This is a genomic window from Streptomyces natalensis ATCC 27448, assembly GCF_000935125.1.
GTDB classification, from domain to species: Bacteria; Actinomycetota; Actinomycetes; order Streptomycetales; family Streptomycetaceae; genus Streptomyces; species Streptomyces natalensis.
This window is the reverse complement of sequence record NZ_JRKI01000027.1, coordinates 74,615-88,261: the sequence shown is the minus strand read 5'-3', so window position 1 is coordinate 88,261 and position 13,647 is coordinate 74,615. Positions and strand designations below refer to the sequence as shown.

The following is a 13,647-nucleotide window of genomic DNA, read 5'->3' as shown; positions in this document are numbered from 1 at the left end:
ACTTCGCACACGGAAGGCCTCCCCATCGACACACAAGAACGCGCCGCTGTCTGTCAGCCGCTGTCTGTCAAAGGCCGCCGCCGACTCGTCGAACGGTGCCGGACCCGACCCATCGCGCACGTGGCAGCCGAGATGGGTGTCTCTCGGGCGTGCGCATCCAAGTGGGTCAACCGAACCGCTACCGGGGTTATGGTGACCCGGGACTACTCGATCGTTCTTCGGTGCCGCATCGTCAGCCGACGACCACAGCTCCCGAAATCCTCGCCCGCATCGAGGAACCGCGACGCACTCTCAGGTGGTCTACAGCCAGGATTGCCTTCGATTTCCATCACGCCTGCATTTCGATCAACCGCAGAACAGTCAGCAGGCGCCTCGCTGCGGCGGGCCTCAACCGACGACGCTTCCTCGACCCTGCCGGCGAGTTCAACCGCGTCGGCGCCGACGCGGTCCGTGGCGGGAGCAGATCGGTGGGATGCCGCGCACGAGGGGTTCAAGCCCTGGCTGTCGTGCATGCTCGGCGGAGATCCCGATCGAGAGGGGACGGACGGTCCGCTCGGTGAACCGTCGGTGCACGATCGGCCCGAAGCCCAGTTCAGATGCCCTTTAAGACGCCATCTCATGTGATGAGTCGATAGTCGGATCACCACAGGGCCCCGGCGCCGGGCCTGTGGCCCAGACGCCGGGACCCTGTGTCAGTCCACGTCTTCCTGCTTACTCGTCCCCCTTGCCTCCCTTGTCGGCGAAGGAGTTGTTGCAGCCCATGGACGAGCCCATCTTGGTGTCCTGCGAGCCGGCGTTACCCTCGCCGCCGAGCGCGTTGCCCAGCAGGCCGTTGACGAGCCCGACCTCGCCGAGGACGTCGACGTTCAGGTCGTGCGACCGGCATTGGCTGCCCTGTTTGACGTTGAACGTGCCGCCGCCCATGCCGCCGCCGTACCCGCCGTCGGCGTAGGCGGAGCCGGCACCGAGGAGGCTGGTGGCGCCAAGGGCGGCGATCACAACGGCGGCCTTGCGAAGCTTGCGCATTTCATCTCCGGTAGATCGAACTGATGCGATCAGTAACTGATCGCCTTCGTACAGTTACGAAAGGGTAGTGCGAATATCGCGTAACAACGTGGGACGACGCGCCAGATAACGAGATGGTCCCTCAAGTGGACTGCCGCCCTTCTGGACGGAGTCGGAAGGGCGAGACGGATCAGGGGCCGCCCAACGTGGGGTTGAGAAGCGTCCCCACCCGGTTCCCGGCGGCCGCACCGGCCGCCGGGCCGGAACAGAAGAACTCCCGACCGAAGTTCCTCCACCTGGCCGAGGCCCGCCGCCAGGAGCCCGCCCTCTGGCTCGCCTTCACCCCCGCCACAGCGCTCACCAGGGCCCCGAACTGCGGCCTCGTGCCACCGAAATGCAGGCCGACCTGCACGCCCTGATGTCGCATGTGCTGCACGAAGTCCGGTGCGCCAGGCGGACTGCCAGGCGCCATGGGCGCATCCAACTAGAGGGCACGCGACTGGCTACCTGTCCTCGACGGACTCGGCCTCCAGGCAACGCTGCTGCCGGACCGTAATAAGAATGATGTTCTTGAAAATCACCTGCGTGTACGCCGGGCGCGATGACGTCGATATTCGCATCCGAATCGCATTGCGGTGCCAGCATTGCGCCGGCGCCGTGAGGCACGGGGAATGCCTGCTCGTCCGCAGCATGCGGGTCGGCTAGCTGGCAACGCAATCCGGTAAGCAGCCCAAACCTCAGTGGTGCGCCCTGGACAAGCGGAGCGTGACCTTGACGAATCCGCGGCGTGTTTCCTCAGGAATCCCCGACGACTGCGTCCTGGGCGTCCTTCACTGGGGACGTGCCTGGCGGTGCCCACTGTTGTGGAACAGGCTGTTGGCGTATGCGTACATCCCGTTCGTCTGTACGGTGCCGCCCCTGACTTCTGACGGTGTATCGACTGCTGCGCGTGGGCGTGGTGCGGGATCTGCGACGACCCCACGGACCAGGAAGGGAGAGCCCCGCGCATGGTCGGCTTCGTAACGGCAGCCGACAATCGATCGTTGCCGGGTTCGGGCGGCGCTTGTTGATCGCAGAGTGGGAAAATGTCGGCGAGAACTGACACCGGTGCGGCCTGGTTGGACCTCTGTCGGCACGCTGGGCGGCCCTCGTGGAAGGGGGCCGTCACATCGGGAGGGAGAACAGACGCACTGGCTCTGACGGCCAGTGTGCGTTGTCGTGCAGGGGTGTCACCATGGTCCGTAGCGGCATGGTCACCAAGCGGTTTGCGGGTTGTTCGACGAGGACGTCCTTGTCCAGCTGGTGCCATCCGAGGCGTTGGTACAGCGGGACGAGGGGAGGCCGGCAAAACAGGAGTGCGTGCTGAGGGCCCATCGCGCGGGCGTGGTCGAGTGCCGCTGTGACCACGAGCCGGGCCAGCCCCTGGCCTTGCATGTCGGGTGCGACAGCCACTCCACCGACGCCCACCACCTCTGTTTCGGCGTTGCCGATCGCGACAGGCAGCCGTAGCAGGCCGGCGTGTGCCACAAGTCGGTTGCCGTGTCTGATTCCGAAGTGCTCTTCTTTTGGCAGCCAGGTCAAGCCGGTTGCGGCAACACCGAAGGGATCGGCGCCGTCGCCGAGGATCTCCTCCTGGTCCGTCTTCGTGTACCGAGGGAGCCGCACTGCCGTCGGTGCTACGGAGGATGGCAAGTCAGACATCCCCACATGATGATCTCTCCGCCGAGGTCTGCCAAGCGATTGCTCGGCTGCTCATCGAGGAAGGGCCGGGGGAGCGGTCAGCCCGTGGTGAGGGAGTTGGCTCGGACTCGGGGCACTGCACCACCGGGCCGGCTGCGTTTGGACGGGTTTGAGAACGGCGTCGCGGACGTGTCCGGCGGTGCGGCCCTCGGACAGGTGCAGCGTCATCACCTAACGGAGACAAGCTCGGCCAGGTGGTGCAGCGAGTTGGTGAGATGCTCGGGGCCGAACGGCGGGAACTGGAGGTACTCCCGGATGGACTGCGGCACCGCCGACCAGTCGTAGGTGAGTGTTACCTCCGTCTCGGACGGGCCGAGCGGTGCGAGGTCGTAACGCCAGAGCCAGCCGCCGAACTCCAGGCGACCGTCGTCCTTCTCCGTTCCCGTCAGCCAGCCGATGGCGTGTGGCGGGTCGAGCACCTGGACCTTGTTGGCCGTCTGGTAGTCACCGTCCGGATGGTTGGGGTGGTACATGGCCATCCGGAAGATCTGCCCCACCTCGGTCAGCGGCGCACGGTCGACGGCTTCCTGAACCCACCCGGTGCCATCGATCGCAGCATGGGTTGTTGGGTCCGCCAGCACCGCGAAGACCTTCGCGGCGGGTACGGCGACGGTCAGGGTGGCGCTCACGTTCTCCTGGTCCACGGTGTGCACGCTCCTTGTCATCTTGTCTCGGGCCTCCCGCAGGCGCGGAAGGGCGACGTTCCCTATATACAGACGACGCGGGGAGGCGGAAGTCATCGGCCGTGTCGCATCGGTCGCGACTCATCGGTCGCGACTCATCGGCCGTGATGCATCAGCGGTGATGCATCAGCGGTGACGCATCGGCGGTGACCATCGGCGGTGTGGGCGGAACCCGCACCCGTGCCACCGCCGACCCACGCATCGCGATCCGACGCCGTGACGTGGTGTGCCGGGCACCCGGCGGTGACACGGGGGTGGGAGGGGCCGGCCGACCAGCGCGGGGCTCGTCCCCACGCGCTGACCCGGCCGGCCTCTTCCGCTACGACCGGTACCGGTACCGGATGCGGCCGCGGGTGAGGTCGTAGGGACTGAGTTCCACGAGCACTCGGTCGTACGGGAGGATCTTGATGTAGTTCTTCCGGATCTTCCCGCTGATGTGGGCGAGCACGGTGTGCCCGTTCTGGAGCTCCACCTTGAAGGTGGCATTGCGCAGGCACTCGATGACGGTGCCTTCGACTTCTACGCCCCCTGCTGTTTTTGTCATGGTCTCTCACTTCTTTCGTTCTGTGACGGTGTATGCGGTAGGAAACGAAGGCGGTTTGCCCGCCCGTCGGAGCGGCCGTGATCGTGCCTGCATCGGACTCGGCCCGGTTCGCCAGGTGTGGCGTGGCTGAGCATCAGCGGCGGACGAGCTCCAGCGTGCCGGCCGCGCGCCGGGCACCGATGCCCTCGAAGAGGGCGGTGGCCGCCGCATTGGACTCATCCACCTCAGCCCATGCCGCGGCGGCCCCGGAGCCATACAGCGAACCCAGCGCGTGAGCCAGCAGCGACCGGGCGATGCCGCGGCGGTGCCGGTCGGCCCGGACGGCGATCAGCCCGATCCGTGGCTGCCGGGTCAGCGGTGCGACCCGGACCAGTCCCACGTACTGGTCCAAGTGCCGCGCCACCGCGTACTTCGACGGATCGATCACGGTGGTCCCCGCCGGGCGGGGCAGCACCTCGGCCGGCATCGTCTGCCATCCGACTGCGGCCTCGACCTCGTCGCGGATGATGCGGTCCAGGGCTCGCAGCGGGCCCTCGTCCGCATCACCGGCGGGCACGATCGTCACGCCCGACGGGGGGCGCACCGAGCCGAGCCCGGTGACCTGCGGATCGGTGGGCACGACATAGCCCCACTCGCGACGGGCGGCGGCGAAGCCGACCCGCTCCCAGGCGGACCTTGAGTCGGTGTCGGCCTCGTCGACGACGGTGTACAGCGGTGTGGGCAGGTCCGCCAGCATCGCATTGGCCATGCGGTCGAAGACCGCGCTGTGCCACGCGTCGATGCTGACGAAGAGCCGCCCGTCGGGTCGGCGCGAAGCGTCGCCGCGAGCGACCGTCCGGTCGTCCTCCATGGCGTGCCACTGCATGTCCGAAACCCGCGTGACCGCGACCGCGTTGTTGCCCGTGCCCGAAGTGGAATGCACAAAGTTCATAGGTGTTGCCTCTCAGGAGTGCCTTGTCTGAGGCGCTCCCGGCGACACCTACGTCAATCGCCCACCGTGACGAAAAGGGGGAGCACCCACATGGATACAGCCTTCATGGGTCTCACCTCCTTGCGTTGTCTCACGGCTGCCCAGACGGTACCAGCGGGGGTCGGCGGGCCCAACCCATTTACTGCCGGCCGGGGATCATCGACGGCGTCGATCACAGCCGTCCGCGTCACGCGGACTCCACCCCCCCCATGCCCCGTGCTGGTTTGGGAGGGAGCTGCCCAGTTTTCGAAGCGACCGCATTCCCCGCCGCCTGGGCCCTCATGCTGCTCGGTGTACGTCGATGCGATGCGAAGGACAGTCTCGGCCGCGCGGCCGGGCCGCTTCTCGACGCAGCGCTGCCGGACCCTGCCGTTGTGGTGCCGCGAGTACAGGCAGTCGAGGACCGCCCGCTGCGTCCGGCTGAGAGCTTTCTCCGCCTCGACGGGCGGCTCCTCGTGGTAGATCCGGTAGGGAATGCTCACGGCGTTGCCAGGCACATCAGCGGAAAGCGCCGTGGGCGACAGCCAGGAGGTCGGCATGATGGCGGTTACCGCCTCGACGTCCTGGGTGAGCGAAGGCGGGAACGCTTCCCGCAGTGGTACGGGCGCGGTCACCGCACACTCCACGGCGGTACCGCCGGCGGCACCCGGCGCGGTACGTCCTGGCGTCCGGCCAGCGCGTCGAGCCGCTCGACCAGCCTGCGAAGCTCCACCGCGCTGCGGGCCGGAAGGGCGTTGACCATGTCCTCCAGGAGGTCCCTGGCGTGGAAAGGATTTCCGTAGCAGTCCCAGTGCAGCTCGTCACCCCACTCCCAGTCGAGCCACAACTGGCGCTTAGGGAGCCGCACATGCTCCTTCCACAGTCGCACCGCCGCGACTGTCTGGCCCGGTTCCAGGTAAGTGCGCGTGCGCTCGATCCGCCGGATCTCGGACATGGTCCGCGCGGACAAGCCGTCAATGTCGGTCACCGCATCACGGTCCGGTCGGCGGCCGGGGAGCCCAGCTCGGACGTTGCGAGGCGGCCTACGCGGCATGGGTTCCGTGGTCGTTCGTCATTGCTGCATATCCTGCCGGCCCGGGGCACGGACGAGGGAGAGCGGGAAGTCGCCCACACGGCACCAACAACACCGCTTGGCTCGACGTACTCAAGCGCTTCCTGGCCCGCCGCTCGTGACAACCGGGGGAGGCCGGTCGGCGGCCTGAGAGTCGTGCGGCAGTTCACACCTTCAGGTGCGGCCGATCGCGTCGAGCCTGGGTCTCGGTCCTCGGTGTAGCTGCAACAGGAGCCGGCTTGCGTCGGCCCCTTCGCGTCGGCCCCTTCGCGCCGTCTCCGACTCGAACGAATTCGTACGAACAGCCAACGCTCTCAAGGGTTTTCGGGTCGTAGCAGCCAGATGCGACAAGAGAGCGTACGTCTTCCAGGGCACGTTCACCCTCGCCGCGATCCGGCTACGGCTCCGGTGAGGTCCTGTCGGAGAGTGTCTAGGGCTTCCCCGGCCGCACGGGCTGAAGGTGCTGGGCGGCCTCGGCGGCGGTGTAGGAGGAGGCGAAGGTGAACGCGCGCGGGGACGGGCCATGGGCTCGCAGGTCCGCCAGCCGTTCCAGGGCCTCGCCGACGGTCGGGAGGTGACCGGCGGGGACCCACCAGAGCACCAGGTGTGCCTCGACGTGCCGTTGGAACCATTCGCGCCGCCGCCGCATCGCCTCCAGGTGCCCGCTGCGGTAGGCGAAGTCCCACAGTGCCTCCGGGGTCTCCCACACCGTCAGGTTGATGATGACGTCCTCGCCCGCCGGGCGCAGGGCGGTGGCGTCGGCCGCGCCTTCCTCCACGAGCCGCCACACGAAGCCGGGCGCGCCGTCGGCGGCGGTGTTGACCGGGTCGAGCATCTCGACGAACGGCGCTATGCGCGGGTCGTCGAGGGGGTGCAGCAGCGTGGCGACGTTGAGTTGGGCGAGGTGGGCGGCATGCACGGATGCAGTCATGGTCACATCCCAGCACGGGCACCTTTCTACGTCAATGGATATTGGTTTTAGAACTCTCGACCACCACGCAGCACGCCCCCGGCCGGGCGTCCATGCGGGCGCGGACGGGACCGTCCGTGCCGAGCAGCCCCTCCAGCAGGGCGAGATTCATGCCGCAGACGAGCGGCGGGAAACGTTCGGCGACGGCGTGGAAGGGGCAGTTGCGCATACGCACGACCGCCGCGGCTTCCCCGGTCGTCTCCTTGGCGCCTTCGGCGTCCTGGATGCTCGCGGTGCTTTCCAGGTGCGGTTCGTAGCCGCGGGCGGCCAGCATCGCCAAGGCCTCTTCGAGGCCGCTGCAGGGCGCCGCCGAACCGCGCAGGGCCTCGCCCCGGCGGCGCGCGGCCGCGCAGAGTCCGGCGTCGAGACCGGCCTGTTCGGCGGCCTCGGCGAGCAGTTCGGCGGCGGTGCGGTAGTCGCGGGCGGGCAACGACACCGCCCGTTCGGCCCGCGCCCGCGTGTACACCTTGGCGGGACGGCCCGCTCCCGGCCCCGAACGGCCCGTCAGGCGGCGGCTGCCGCTCTCCAGCAGCCCGGCCTCGGTCAGTTTGTCCAGGTGATGTGCGGCGAGCGTGCGCCCCACCCCGGCCGCCTCGGCGGCCTCGTTGCGGCCGACCTCACGGCCCTGTGCCACCACGTACTCGTACAGACGGCGCCGGACCGGGTCCTGCAACGCCGCGATCGCGTCGATGTCTTCCACCCGGCCATTCTAGGAACAACACAGGTTCGAGATAGAAGGGCGGGTCGCAGCCCCGCCGGGCCGTACTCGACCCGTCGGACACGGCCGCCCCATCACCCCACGACGCCGGCCCCAGGCACGGCCGAGGGGCCAGACCCTTGCGGTTCCTCACCGCCCGACCCCAAGATCTTCATTGGCCCTCTAGCTCTCGCGGTCGATCGCCCGCCTCAGCCCTTCTGCGGCGATCTCCATGTGTGGCGTCGCCATGCTTCCTTTCTCGCGTGGAGTTGTGTGCAAAGCGTGTAGCGCGACCGGCCTGGACGAGATGCCGTGAGGACCTCTGCGAGCTGCGATTGTGAGGGGATCGGAGTCATTAGTTGATTCAATGTTCACCTGATGTACACCATCGGTGGGCCTACTGAGGCCCCACTTGTCGCACGAGTCGCCGGACAAGTGCCCACCCCCCACGTGCATCCCCTGTGCGGCCCCGCATGAATCCCCTCAAACCCCTCTGTGCGTACCCCTGGAGAGACCGTGACCGTGCTCCCGCCGAGAACCGCCGTCCTCACCGGCGCCCTTGCCGTATCCGCCGCCCTTGCCCTCAGCGCCTGTGGCGCGGCGCCCGACGCGTCGACCGGCCCCGATGACAAGGACGCGGCCACCGCGAGCACGGCCAAGGCCGTCGGCGGCATCGACGCGCTGGCCGAGGCGGCCAAGAAGGAGGGCACACTGCATGCGATGGCACTGCCCCGAAACTGGGCCAACTACGGCGCCCTGATCGACGGGTTCGAGAAGAAGTACGGCATCAAGATCGAGGTCGAGAACCCGAACGGCGCCAGTCAGGACGAGATCAACGCGGTCACCTCGCGCAAGGGCCAGGACCGCGCGCCCGACGTCCTGGACCTCGGCAGCTCCTTCGTGCAGAGCGCCGCCCAGCGTGGGCTGCTCGCGCCGTACATGGTCGCCGGTTTCACCGACATCCCCGATGCCCAGAGGGACTCGATAGCCCGCTGGGCGAACGACTACGGCGGCTATATCTCCTTCGGCTGCGATGTCAGGCGTGTGCGGAACTGCCCGACCAGCTTCAAGGATCTGCTCAAACCGCAGTACAAGGGGCAGGTCGCGCTCACCGGCAGCCCCGCCAAGTCGGGCTCGGCCTTCGGCGCCGTGTACGCGGCTGCCCTGGCCAGCGGCGGCTCCTTCGACGACATCCAGCCCGGCATAGACTTCTTCGCCAAGCTGAAGAAGATCGGCAACTACACGTCCGTCGAATCCACCCCGGCCACCATCGAGAAGGGCGAGGCGCCGATCAGCATCGACTGGGACTACCTCAATGCCGGGTACACCGACGCGTTCAAGTCCAAGGGCCTCGACTGGACGGTGACGGTCCCCTCGGACGGCAAGTTCTCCCAGTACTACTCGCAGGCCATCAACACAGATGCGCCGCACCCCGCGGCCGCGCGTCTGTGGCTGGAGTACCTTTACAGCGTCGAGGGCCAGAACCTCAGACTCAAGGGATACGCCCGCCCCGCTCTGATGACCGCCATGAAGAAGGCCGGCACGCTCGACAAGGCCGCAGCGGCGAAGCTGCCGAAGGTCTCCGGCACGCCGAGCTTCCCCAGCGAGTACCAGCAGGACAGTGCCAAGACCTCCATCGCGCAGAACTGGGGCGATGCTGTTTCCAAATGACCTCGACGTGCACCCGGAGCGGACGGCGCGGCGCGCGGGAGGGTCAAGGCGACGCCGATCACCCGGCCGAGGGGGGCGTCCGTGCGCGGCATTACCCGGGGATGATTGGCTGGCCCCGGCAATCTCACCACGATCCGAACCGGCCCGGCCGGCAGGAGGACTCCGCAGTCATGAGCAGCCCCTATGCGTACGAATACAAGGTCGTCACCTTCCGGGAGTCGTTGATCGGCGACGCGCTGGACAGCGACAAACTGGAGAAGGTCCTGAACAAGCATGCCGAGGACGGCTGGGGCCTCAAGGCCATCACCTCCGCTGACGTCAAGGGCCGCATAGGTCCCGGAGCCGTAGAGGGGCTGCTGCTGACCTTCGAGCGTCCGCGCGGGTAACCGGACGAATACCCGCATTTTGTAAGAAGGCCCGGGTCGGAGACCCGGGCCTTCTTGCGAGACGCCAACCGCCCGCGGCGCCCATATCCCGATCCACCCCGATCCATCTCGACCGTCTCGATCCACCCCGATCCACCGCGACCCACCCCGATCCACCACGACCAGGCGTCGGCGCCGGCCGGACTGATCGGGGCGGGGGACGGAGAGACCCGGCCGCCGTTGAAGACGCCCTGGCCCCCCGGGAAGGCGCCCGAGGCGGCGGTCGCAGGGCAGTCGGCAAGGCCCGCAGCCGCGGGGTTCGAGAACGGCGCCCTGGGTGAACACACGGAGAGGCCACCGCAGCCTGATCACACATCACCTGATCCACATCTCTTGACACTTGGGTCATGTTCCTGACAGCAATAACGCACTGCACCACTCCCGCGAACGGCACCACACCCCGAGGGGGCGATCAGCGCATGACCAAGCCTGAGAGCGCGGAATACGACTACGACGTCGTCATCAGCGGAGCCAGCCTCGCCGGCAGCGCCGCGGCGATCCTGCTCGCTCGTGCCGGTGTCCGCGTCGCACTGCTGGAACGCCGCTCGGACCCCGAAGCGCACAAGGCGCTGTGCACCCACTCCCTCACGGCCAACGCCTACCCGGTGCTGGACGAACTCGGCCTCATCCCCGCTCTCGAGAGGGCGGGAGCCGTCCGCAACGAGGCCCGCTGGTACACCCGTTGGGGATGGATCGAGCCGAGGGCCGCACCGGAGGGCCCCGAGCTGCCGTACGCGTACAACATTCGGCGCAGCACCCTCGACCCGCTGATCAGGTCCCATGCGGCGCAGACCCCTGGCGTCGATCTGCTGCTCGGACATCAAGTGACCGGGCTGGTCCGGGAAGCCGGGCGTACCGTGGGGGTGCGCGCCTCGACACCACAGGGTGAGCGCGAGATCCCGGCCCGCCTGGTGGTCGGCGCAGATGGCAAGGACTCGGCCGTAGCGAAGTTCGCCGAGGTGCCTGCGCGGCTGCACGAGAACGCGCGGTTCGGCTATCTCGCGCACTTCCGCAACCTTCCGCTGCACGGCGGGATCGGTCACACCTGGTTTCTCGAGCCCGACATGGCCTACGCGTTTCCGAACGACGACGGGGTGACGGTCATGGCGGTGCTCCCGGACAAGAAGCGGCTGCCGGCCTTCCGGGAAGACCTGGAGGGCAGCTTCCTCGAATTCGTCCGAGCCCTGCCCGAAGCACCGCCCATCGACTCCGCCGAACGCATCACGAAGATCACCGGCACCGTCAACTACCCGCTGCACAGCCGCAAGCCGACCGCACCGGGCGTCGCGCTCATCGGCGACGCCGCCCTGACCGGCGATCCCCTGTGGGGAGTGGGATGCGGGTGGGCCCTGCAGTCCGCGCAATGGCTGGCAGAGGCGGTCGCCTCCGCCGCAACCGGCCGGGGCGACCTCGACAGGTCGCTCGCCTTGTACGCCCGCAGACACCGGCGCCGGCTGCGTGGCCATCAGTATCTGGCCGCCGACTACGCCAGGGCCCGTCCGTTCAATCCCTTGGAGCGGCTGATGTTCTCGGCGGCAGCGCGCGATGAGTCGCTGGCGCGGCACATGCATCGGTTTGCCTCCCGCCTGATCGGTCCGCTGCGTTTCTTGAACCCCGTGGCAGTGGCCAAGGCTTCGGCCGTCAACATCAAGCATCGCGGGGCGGCTGCGCCAGTGGCTGCGCCAGTGGCTGCGCCAGCGGCTCCGCCTGCGACTTCAGCAGATGGCGCAGTCGGACGCTGACCCCGGTCTCCGCTGTGGGCCGCGGCCCCCGTGTACGAGGTCGCGGGACCGTCCTGCCTCGCCCATGCCTTGCTCCACCTCCACCTCCGCGGAGCTTCTGTGAGCCGAGCCCTTCGGGCAGATACTCATCCGTGTGACGGGTCTTCCCTGCCTTGTCCGGGATCTGTTCGACGAGCGCCGACAGACAGACGGACGGAGCTGTCCGCGTCAGCGTGCCTGTCCTGCTGGTGATCGCAGCGGACTGCATGCGGCCAGTGCAGGAACGTCCCGTCCGCGCGCTCCACCAGCAGCTTCCTTCCGTGCGCGAGAACGCCGCGCGGGCGGAGCCCGGTCAGGCTTGCGGTGGTGTACGCGGCACTCAGACTGCCCAGGTCGTGGACGGTGCCGATGCGGAACAGGGACTGGGTCTCGGCGATGGCTTCGTGGTCGCCCGCCCGTATGACCATGCGCAGGTCGGGAGCGACGGCCCGTGCGGCGACGGAGACGGCGATGTTGTCCAGATCGTCGGAGGCGACGGCGGCCATGGCCTGAGCCGTGTGGAGGCTGAGCTTGCGCAGGACGAACCTGTCGGTGGCGTCGGCGATGAGGACGGGTATGCCGAGGGCCCTGGCCAGCCGGAGGTGCGGCGCCGCCGGGTCGCGTTCCACCGCGATCACGCCGATGCCGAGGTCCTGCATCCGGGTGCACAGCCGCAGTCCCACCTGGCCGAGCCCGACGACCACCACGTGGCCGGCCCGGGGAAGCGCCCGGGGGCCCACCACGCCGATCGAGCGCGGGGCCAGAAGACGGTCGACCACACCGGCGGTGAAAACAGCGGTGAACACGATGGTGACGAGCATCGCGAGGCTGGCGAACAGCAGGTAGGCGTTCGAGCCGTGCCCGGCTGCGGGGCCGACGGTCGACACCGTCCGCACCGCCTCGAAGAGGGCTGCCACCGGCGGCCGATGATTGAGGGTCACGGACCAGATCCAGTCCGCCAGCAGCACCACGAGCAGCCCGGCGAGACCGGTCAGCATGATCCGTGAACTGCCGTCGTGCGGTCGTAGCTGCCCTCTGATCTTCCCCAGCCGGGCCCGGTACCTCAGGGACCGGGGCGGCCGATACGGCTCAAGGCGCACCATTTCCCCGTCCCAGCGGGCGCCGGCATGGCCCGAGGGCGTCCGGGTGAGGGCCAGCAGGTCGGGCTGGAGGCATGCGGCCAGCAGGGCGGGAGCGGCGACCTCGGCGGGCGAGGTGACCTGGCAGTTCGGGACCACGGCCATGAGTTGCTCGGCGACCGTCCGGTCGAAGACCGTCACCACCAGCATGACGCCCGGACGGATGTGCTCGACCGCGAGCGCGTAACGCAGGGACTCCACGTCGTCGTCGAGCAGGACCGCGACGCCGGCCACCTCCCCGTCCAGCGCCCGCCGTAGATCCTCGTCCGTGGGCTGCGCCAGGTGACGCACGACGTGTCCGGACGATCGCAGGGAACCGCAGACCCGGCGTGCGACGTCGCTGCCGATCACGACGAAGTACCGCTCCGATGTTGCTCCGCCCCCGGGGAACGCCGCACCGGACGCGTTCGGCGCGGGCTTCTCGATGGAGACGGCGTCCCGGGAATGCGCCGAGATCACAGTGCAGTCGTCGGAACGGTAGGGGTCGCAGTCGAGACAGCGGAGGGTCCGGCAGCCACCGCAGCTGGTGAGCAAGCGGCCGCAGTGGCAGCTGGGGTCGCTCGGAGAGGCGGACCGGTCGCCCACAACCGGTTGGCGGCGGATGGTGCCGGTATGCGGGACGGGCTGCCTGGCGGCAGTACTCACGGGTCTCCTCCCATCGGATGGTGGCGCGGCGCTCCGGCCCACGACCAGGTGCGTCTTGGTTCGCCGGCGTCCGGCCTGCATGCCGCTCCGTAGAGGACGTTGCGCCGGCTCCCAGTCCAGGCAATCCGCCCGATCAGGGCGAAGGGCGCACACGTAGCCGCCCACCCCATTGCCACGTCAGCCGTTCCGACCACCAGGACTCGCTTGCGGCAGGGCACCGAGAGCAGCACGAGATCCAGGACTCACCGTCCCGGGGAGGGCCAACCTGGCCGGCGAGGAATGCCGGGGTTCGCCCAGCGCGAAATCTCGCGTATGCCGAAGGTAGGAGCAGCGCCACTCCCGCACCA

At 68.5% G+C, this 13,647-nt stretch carries 12 protein-coding genes and 2 pseudogenes; 4 read left to right on the top strand and 10 right to left on the bottom strand.

Going from position 1 to position 13,647, the window contains the following annotated elements; genetic code table 11:
• Nucleotides 1-24 precede the first annotated feature (24 nt).
• Nucleotides 25-431 (top strand): annotated as a pseudogene (locus SNA_RS43930) (leucine zipper domain-containing protein); the annotation flags it as partial.
• Here SNA_RS43930 and SNA_RS43265 read toward each other — a convergent pair.
• The 9 genes and pseudogenes from SNA_RS43265 to SNA_RS18770 form a co-directional block, all read right to left on the bottom strand.
• A pseudogene (locus tag SNA_RS43265) lies at nucleotides 427-555 on the bottom strand (IS5/IS1182 family transposase); the annotation flags it as partial. The pseudogenes SNA_RS43930 and SNA_RS43265 overlap by 5 nt on opposite strands.
• 156 nt (nucleotides 556-711) lie before the next feature.
• A complete protein-coding gene (locus SNA_RS18815) occupies nucleotides 712-1,026 on the bottom strand; it encodes a hypothetical protein (protein WP_030063164.1) in 315 nt (104 codons plus the stop codon).
• A 1,143-nt stretch (nucleotides 1,027-2,169) separates the two neighbouring features.
• A complete protein-coding gene (locus SNA_RS39810) occupies nucleotides 2,170-2,706 on the bottom strand; it encodes a GNAT family N-acetyltransferase (protein WP_030063166.1) in 537 nt (178 codons plus the stop codon).
• Between the two features lie 206 nt (nucleotides 2,707-2,912).
• The gene (locus SNA_RS18800) at nucleotides 2,913-3,389 is read right to left on the bottom strand and encodes an SRPBCC domain-containing protein (protein WP_198535077.1); all 477 of its coding nucleotides are present in this window, start codon (nucleotides 3,387-3,389) and stop codon (nucleotides 2,913-2,915) included.
• A 358-nt stretch (nucleotides 3,390-3,747) separates the two neighbouring features.
• Nucleotides 3,748-3,972, bottom strand: coding sequence for a translation initiation factor IF-1 (infA, locus tag SNA_RS18795; protein WP_030063169.1), 225 nt, complete (start codon nucleotides 3,970-3,972; stop codon nucleotides 3,748-3,750).
• 133 nt (nucleotides 3,973-4,105) lie between these two features.
• Nucleotides 4,106-4,903: a GNAT family N-acetyltransferase gene (locus tag SNA_RS18790; protein WP_030063170.1), complete on the bottom strand. Its 798-nt coding sequence runs from the start codon at nucleotides 4,901-4,903 to the stop codon at nucleotides 4,106-4,108.
• Between the two features lie 649 nt (nucleotides 4,904-5,552).
• Nucleotides 5,553-5,909, bottom strand: coding sequence for a hypothetical protein (locus tag SNA_RS18780; RefSeq protein ID WP_063752404.1), 357 nt, complete (start codon nucleotides 5,907-5,909; stop codon nucleotides 5,553-5,555).
• Nucleotides 5,910-6,423: 514 nt separating this feature from the next.
• On the bottom strand, nucleotides 6,424-6,924 hold the full coding sequence (locus tag SNA_RS18775; protein WP_030063173.1) for a DUF3291 domain-containing protein: 501 nt from the start codon (nucleotides 6,922-6,924) through the stop codon (nucleotides 6,424-6,426).
• Nucleotides 6,925-6,955: 31 nt separating this feature from the next.
• Nucleotides 6,956-7,663 carry a helix-turn-helix transcriptional regulator gene (locus tag SNA_RS18770; protein ID WP_044365927.1) on the bottom strand — a complete coding sequence of 236 codons (708 nt, stop codon included), beginning with the start codon at nucleotides 7,661-7,663 and terminating at the stop codon, nucleotides 6,956-6,958.
• Nucleotides 7,664-8,176: 513 nt separating this feature from the next.
• Between SNA_RS18770 and SNA_RS18765 the strand changes: the two genes are divergently transcribed.
• The 3 genes from SNA_RS18765 to SNA_RS18755 all read left to right on the top strand — a co-directional run bounded on the left by SNA_RS18765 (nucleotide 8,177) and on the right by SNA_RS18755 (nucleotide 11,498).
• Nucleotides 8,177-9,331 (top strand): ABC transporter substrate-binding protein, encoded by a 1,155-nt coding sequence (locus SNA_RS18765; protein ID WP_030063176.1) that lies wholly within the window; start codon nucleotides 8,177-8,179, stop codon nucleotides 9,329-9,331.
• Between the two features lie 170 nt (nucleotides 9,332-9,501).
• Nucleotides 9,502-9,717, top strand: a complete 216-nt coding sequence (locus SNA_RS18760) for a DUF4177 domain-containing protein (protein WP_030063177.1) — start codon at nucleotides 9,502-9,504, stop codon at nucleotides 9,715-9,717.
• A 458-nt stretch (nucleotides 9,718-10,175) separates the two neighbouring features.
• Entirely contained in the window at nucleotides 10,176-11,498 is a 1,323-nt protein-coding gene (locus tag SNA_RS18755; protein ID WP_044365926.1) for an NAD(P)/FAD-dependent oxidoreductase, read from the top strand.
• A gap of 125 nt (nucleotides 11,499-11,623) precedes the next feature.
• Here SNA_RS18755 and SNA_RS18750 read toward each other — a convergent pair whose 3' ends face one another.
• Nucleotides 11,624-13,114, bottom strand: a complete 1,491-nt coding sequence (locus SNA_RS18750; protein ID WP_241779724.1) for an NAD-binding protein — start codon at nucleotides 13,112-13,114, stop codon at nucleotides 11,624-11,626.
• Nucleotides 13,115-13,647 lie beyond the last annotated feature (533 nt).

What these genes read in the sequence shown, in the direction of transcription:
- SNA_RS18815 (WP_030063164.1), bottom strand. Translation starts at nt 1,026, where the DNA reads ATGCGCAAGCTTCGCAAGGCCGCCGTTGTGATCGCCGCCCTTGGCGCC.
- SNA_RS39810 (WP_030063166.1), bottom strand. Translation starts at nt 2,706, where the DNA reads ATGTCTGACTTGCCATCCTCCGTAGCACCGACGGCAGTGCGGCTCCCT.
- infA (WP_030063169.1), bottom strand. Translation starts at nt 3,972, where the DNA reads ATGACAAAAACAGCAGGGGGCGTAGAAGTCGAAGGCACCGTCATCGAG.
- SNA_RS18790 (WP_030063170.1), bottom strand. Translation starts at nt 4,903, where the DNA reads ATGAACTTTGTGCATTCCACTTCGGGCACGGGCAACAACGCGGTCGCG.
- SNA_RS18775 (WP_030063173.1), bottom strand. Translation starts at nt 6,924, where the DNA reads ATGACTGCATCCGTGCATGCCGCCCACCTCGCCCAACTCAACGTCGCC.
- SNA_RS18760 (WP_030063177.1), top strand. Translation starts at nt 9,502, where the DNA reads ATGAGCAGCCCCTATGCGTACGAATACAAGGTCGTCACCTTCCGGGAG.
- SNA_RS18755 (WP_044365926.1), top strand. Translation starts at nt 10,176, where the DNA reads ATGACCAAGCCTGAGAGCGCGGAATACGACTACGACGTCGTCATCAGC.